This window comes from Embleya scabrispora DSM 41855 (assembly GCF_000372745.1).
Classification (GTDB): domain Bacteria; phylum Actinomycetota; class Actinomycetes; order Streptomycetales; family Streptomycetaceae; genus Embleya; species Embleya scabrispora.
This window is the reverse complement of record NZ_KB889622.1, coordinates 1-4,559: the sequence shown is the minus strand read 5'-3', so window position 1 is coordinate 4,559 and position 4,559 is coordinate 1. Positions and strand designations below refer to the sequence as shown.

The window sequence follows — 4,559 nt, the reverse complement described above, 5'->3', positions numbered from 1 at the left end:
GTCCACACTCAGGGTCACGGTCGAGCGGTTGGTCGTGCACGCACACCCCGACGCCGACGCGCTGGAGTTGGCCCAGGTCGGGCTGTACCGCGCCGCCGACAGTGTCTGTCTGGCATTCGCGGAGTGGATCGATCCCGCCGACTGGTCAATGGACGACGAGCGCCAGGCCGACGAGGGCGACATAGGTAGCGACAACGGCGGCAGACACCGCGCCGGCTACCACCCGTACCCCCGACTGACCGTCGCGCACGCACACCCTCTACGGCTGGTAGCGCTCCTCTCGGTGTGACAGGCCCATGGACTCAGCCCCGACCTGGCAGGGAGAGCCGGGGCGGGGCTGAGTGTGTTCACCGCTTCACGAGGTGTGCCCGGGGGAGCACACTGGTTGTAGCCGGGCCATGACGCACACGATGGGAAGCTATGGACGAGCACAACGACGAGCACGAGCGCCAGGACGACGGGCCAGTACCGGACGGGCGGACGTTTCGAACGTGGGTCAATGACGAGTTGATCGAAACTCCGGCCACGATCGCAGGCATCCGTGAGGCACTGCCGGCGGGACGGCGCGCAGAGTTCACGAAGATCATTGAGGGCACACCGGCTCGGGACATGCCCCTTGTCATGCTCACGTGGGCAAAGGCAACCCGACCCGAAATCGAGGAATCCATCCGACAGGCTCACGATCGGGTGGAAGCACTGGCACAGGAAGCCGAAACCCAACTGATCATGGGGGAAGACCCGGATGTCGTTGCGGATCGCTTTCACACCGGAGTGCGAGAGGGCTTATAAGCGCCTGACGTCCCAGCAGCAACGGGACGTGGACAGGGGCATGGCCCGCGTGGCGAACGACCCTTACGGGTGCGGTAGTTCGCAGACGTACCACAAGGACAGGCGCATCGTGACGTGCGGTTCAGTGTTCGTCGAGTATCAGGTGAGCATGTCCGCGGTGACCATCACAGTCGTGGGGCTACACGGCTGAGCACGCACACGAGAAAGCCCCGACCCCTGCACACGATGGGGCCGGGGCTTCCGGTCGTTGGGGCTAGCGGCCAGGGCGCGGCACGTGGTGAACCTCGTTCTCCCACCTGAACCAGGGGACGGTATGGCCTGGGGGCTGAACGGTCACACAGCGACCGGGCGGGAACTCGTCGACGCGTGACACCTCCCCATCCGGCTGCCCGGCGCGCTCGTCATCCGCGTTGATCCGCACCCAATCGCCTTTCACCACACGGCGCTTCTGGCGGCGCGGCTCTTCGTCCCGGGGACGCGCAACAACCGCCGGCAGCAGCTCGCAGCGCACGGACGGGCTACCGACCGGTGGCGCCGCGTACCGCCGATAGGGAACGTCACCGGTCATCGGCCATACCTCCCCCGGGCCGGCTTGGGAGTCCTGCGGGTAGAAAGAGGACTCTCCTGATCGGGGTCTAGCTCCACGTCGTTCACGGCCACGATGAACGAGCACGGGTTTCCCCACCACGAGTCAAGGTGGTAGCGCCGCCCATCCGGGTGCTCGATCACCTCCGTGATGCGGGACCGGGGCACGTAGCGCGACTCCACACCGGCCGGTGTGATGGTCGGGGTTGGGCAGCGGCGGCCTTTCACGTATTTCCCGACGAGGGCAGAGGCTTGGGTCTTGTCGGCCATGATCAGCGCCTCGCCGGCACGGTCACAACCACACCATCGCAGTAGTGGCGCATGTCCTCGTCTGGCACGAGCGCCTCCGGATTGGTCACCCACTCGTCGCCGTTGAACGGCTGATGGTCACCAATCTCGTGACGGGACTTACCGCCACAACGGGGCCGGCCGGACACGCCTTCCTCTGCCAGGGGTACCGATGCCGGACGCGATCCCCAAGTACCCACCCGTGCGCCGTGCCGCTGTCTCGCGACCGACTGAACATGTCCGTCCCGAGGATCACTTGACACCTACCAGAGCGAAAGGGCGCCAACCGGGGTCGGTCTCGTCCTGGCACGCACCCCTTGAGAACCCGACCCCTAACGAGTCCATGGGACGCATTCCCGTGCGTCGCCCCTCAAGCGCGCCGGCGGGGATCACCGGAGTAGGGCGGACGCTCAGACACTCCTTAAGCGCGGCGCCCAGGTCAATACGGTCGGTGTCCGCGTCAATGTCGACCATCGGGGCAGTCCACTTGGGCAGGCGCGTCACGTGGGGCTGTACCGTCCCGCCGTCGCCGTCAACACTGACGAGCACGCCCGGCGGGTACGCGTCGCGGTGGGTCGCATCCTGGCGGTGCCTTACGAAGTCGCCAGGCTTAGGAACCGCGGCTTCACTCTCCGATACCGCGGCGTCCGGTCTGGCCGGTACCTTTTTCACGAGGTGACCTCTCATCTCGATAGGGCCCAGGACCCGGCGGATCACTGCCAAGTAAGCGCCGGGTTCTGGGCGGTATGTCGGTCTAGTAGTCGCCGGCCTCTACCGTGGTGCCGCAGCGCGAGCACGTAGCGGTGCCGCCCGAAACGGTGCCTGGCGAGTGAGATCCGTGCTTCCGGAGACATTCCTCCGGCTTCATGCTTGCCATGTCGTCCTTTGTGATTGATGCGATGGGGCGGCCACGCGGTGCAGAGCAGTGGCCGCCCCCGTCCGGCGCTCCGGTGCGCCGAACTACCCCTTGCCGACCGGACCATGGGAAGGCAGGGAGGACTAGCGCCGCGCCGCCGGTAGCCACGACCAAATGGGAGTCGGCGGCGCAGCAGATCAGGGGGTTTCGGTGTCCCTCACGGGCGGCTCAACCTGGCGCACGCTGCTGTCCGGCATCGCCCACATCGCGGTTCCGTCGAACGGCAGCACCGTGAGCTTCTGGCCATCGTCGGGAAGTGCCTGCGCCATGAGGATCTGCCCGGGGTGACGCACTGCGCGGTGTGCCTCGTCCGCCGGCTCAACGTAGTCACCCACGCGGTACGTGCTCACGGCGTGGACGAGGACGAGGCGGCCTCGTCGTCCTGGCGCTCGTCGTCCACAACGGCCAGGCGCTCGAACGGAATGCGGAACTCCATGCTGCCCAGCAACGCGACGACGCGCCGGCGCTTAACCCGATACAGCGTGCCCACACATCCGCTGCGGACATCCGTCACCTGTACCTCGTCGGACTCCGACAGGCGTTGACGCATCTCGGCCTCTGTGGGCGGTTGTTGGCTTGTCACGGTCATGGGCATGCCTGTACCTCTCGCGCTGCGGTGGGTAGGTATCCGGACACGAACTGTCTATCCCAGGATCGACCCGCCGCCGTACGATTCGTCCAAGCGGGAACCTGATTTGTGCACCTATCAGGTAGCAATGATCTTGAAGGATTAGCAGCCTTGGGCAGAGCGATCGACCCGACACAGTCAGCCGCAGACATGTTCGCTTGGCGAGTCTTCAAGCTTCGCAAGGCGCGTAACCTGACGCAGTGTCAGTTAGGGAACAAGATCCATGTACACGACACCCGGATCAACCAAATTGAGCGGCGGACGGGCAGCCCTCCAACATGGGAACAGGCGCGTGGCCTTGATGAAGCCCTCGAAGCCGACGAGTTGCTGATCGACCTATGGAAGGCAATTCAGCGTGAACTGGTGCCCGACTATGTGCGCAAGTACATGGACCGGGAGCTAACGGCAACCAACTTACGTTTCTATGCTGCGCAAATCGTCCCGGGCTTGCTTCAGACGAAGGCGTACGCCCGTGCCACGCTCCGACTCGGACAAGCACTCACCAGCGATGACCAACTGCGGGACCGTATCTCGCGACGAATGGACCGCCAGACACGCATCCTGCGTTGTGACAACCCCCCTCACATTCGGGTCATCCTCGACGAGGCAGTCCTAGTCCGCAGCGCGGGCAATCAGTCTGTGATGCGTGGTCAAATGGCCCGGCTGCTAGATGAAGCGGACGCAGGTACCAAGATTCAGATCTTGCCGTTCCGCGCGGGCGAACACGGGGCCATGGGTGGTTCTCTGACGCTCGCTCAGATGCCGGACGGTAGCCGATGCGCGTATACAGAAAGTGCGTTCGATGGGCGACTCTGGGAGGGTCGGTCCGAGGTAAGCGCGTTTGGCCTAACCTACGAGCAACTTCGGGCATCGGCCCTGTCTGCTCAAGAGTCCGAAGCGATGATCAAATCCGTAGTGAAAGGTACGTATCGTGCACCCCACCGGTTGGCGAACTTCCAGCTACAGCAACCAACAAGGGGGGGAATGCGTGGAAGTCGCTACATCCCGCGACGTCGTTCCCGTCCGTGACAGCAAGGACCCTGCCGTTGGGCACCTGGCCGTGCCTGCGGCCTCGTGGGAAGCCCTCACGGCGGCACTGCGCAGCTAGTCCAACGAGCTTGCCCCACCTACCACCTAGGTGGTGGGCGGGGCTTCTTGCCCACTGAGTTGGAATGGTGTGGGTCCGACGACCGTCGGCTTCTCGATGAAGTTCGGCATGTGCCCCATCCTGTCCCAGGGTGCCGGTAAATCGTTGGCGGCCCCGCCCGGGTGCTTGGGACCGTGGCGTGGACGGGGATTCACCCCGAAGCGAGCACGGGGGAAGGGGCGCCTCATGTCCACACTCAGGGTCAC

5 protein-coding genes and 1 pseudogene are annotated in these 4,559 nt (G+C 64.9%); 4 read left to right on the top strand and 2 right to left on the bottom strand.

The features are described 5' to 3' along the window. Together A3IC_RS54160 and A3IC_RS64770 are read left to right on the top strand one after the other, a co-directional pair. Nucleotides 1-289 (top strand): annotated as a pseudogene (locus tag A3IC_RS54160) (hypothetical protein); the annotation flags it as partial. A 131-nt stretch (nucleotides 290-420) separates the two neighbouring features. Continuing rightward, complete coding sequence (locus A3IC_RS64770) at nucleotides 421-789, top strand: hypothetical protein (protein WP_079026429.1); 369 nt, start codon at nucleotides 421-423, stop codon at nucleotides 787-789. A 1,926-nt stretch (nucleotides 790-2,715) separates the two neighbouring features. Here A3IC_RS64770 and A3IC_RS0113295 read toward each other — a convergent pair. Then, complete coding sequence (locus A3IC_RS0113295; RefSeq protein ID WP_020550547.1) at nucleotides 2,716-2,928, bottom strand: hypothetical protein; 213 nt, start codon at nucleotides 2,926-2,928, stop codon at nucleotides 2,716-2,718. Beyond that, complete coding sequence (locus tag A3IC_RS0113290) at nucleotides 2,925-3,167, bottom strand: hypothetical protein (RefSeq protein ID WP_158695940.1); 243 nt, start codon at nucleotides 3,165-3,167, stop codon at nucleotides 2,925-2,927. Before A3IC_RS0113290 ends, A3IC_RS0113295 begins: the two co-directional genes overlap by 4 nt. A gap of 150 nt (nucleotides 3,168-3,317) precedes the next feature. Between A3IC_RS0113290 and A3IC_RS70930 the strand changes: the two genes are divergently transcribed. Further along, entirely contained in the window at nucleotides 3,318-4,235 is a 918-nt protein-coding gene (locus A3IC_RS70930) for a helix-turn-helix domain-containing protein (protein WP_245599285.1), read from the top strand. Then, nucleotides 4,195-4,314: a DUF397 domain-containing protein gene (locus tag A3IC_RS64765; protein ID WP_245599282.1), complete on the top strand. Its 120-nt coding sequence runs from the start codon at nucleotides 4,195-4,197 to the stop codon at nucleotides 4,312-4,314. The genes A3IC_RS70930 and A3IC_RS64765 overlap by 41 nt, the downstream gene beginning before the upstream one ends. The last annotated feature ends 245 nt before the right edge of the window (nucleotides 4,315-4,559 follow it).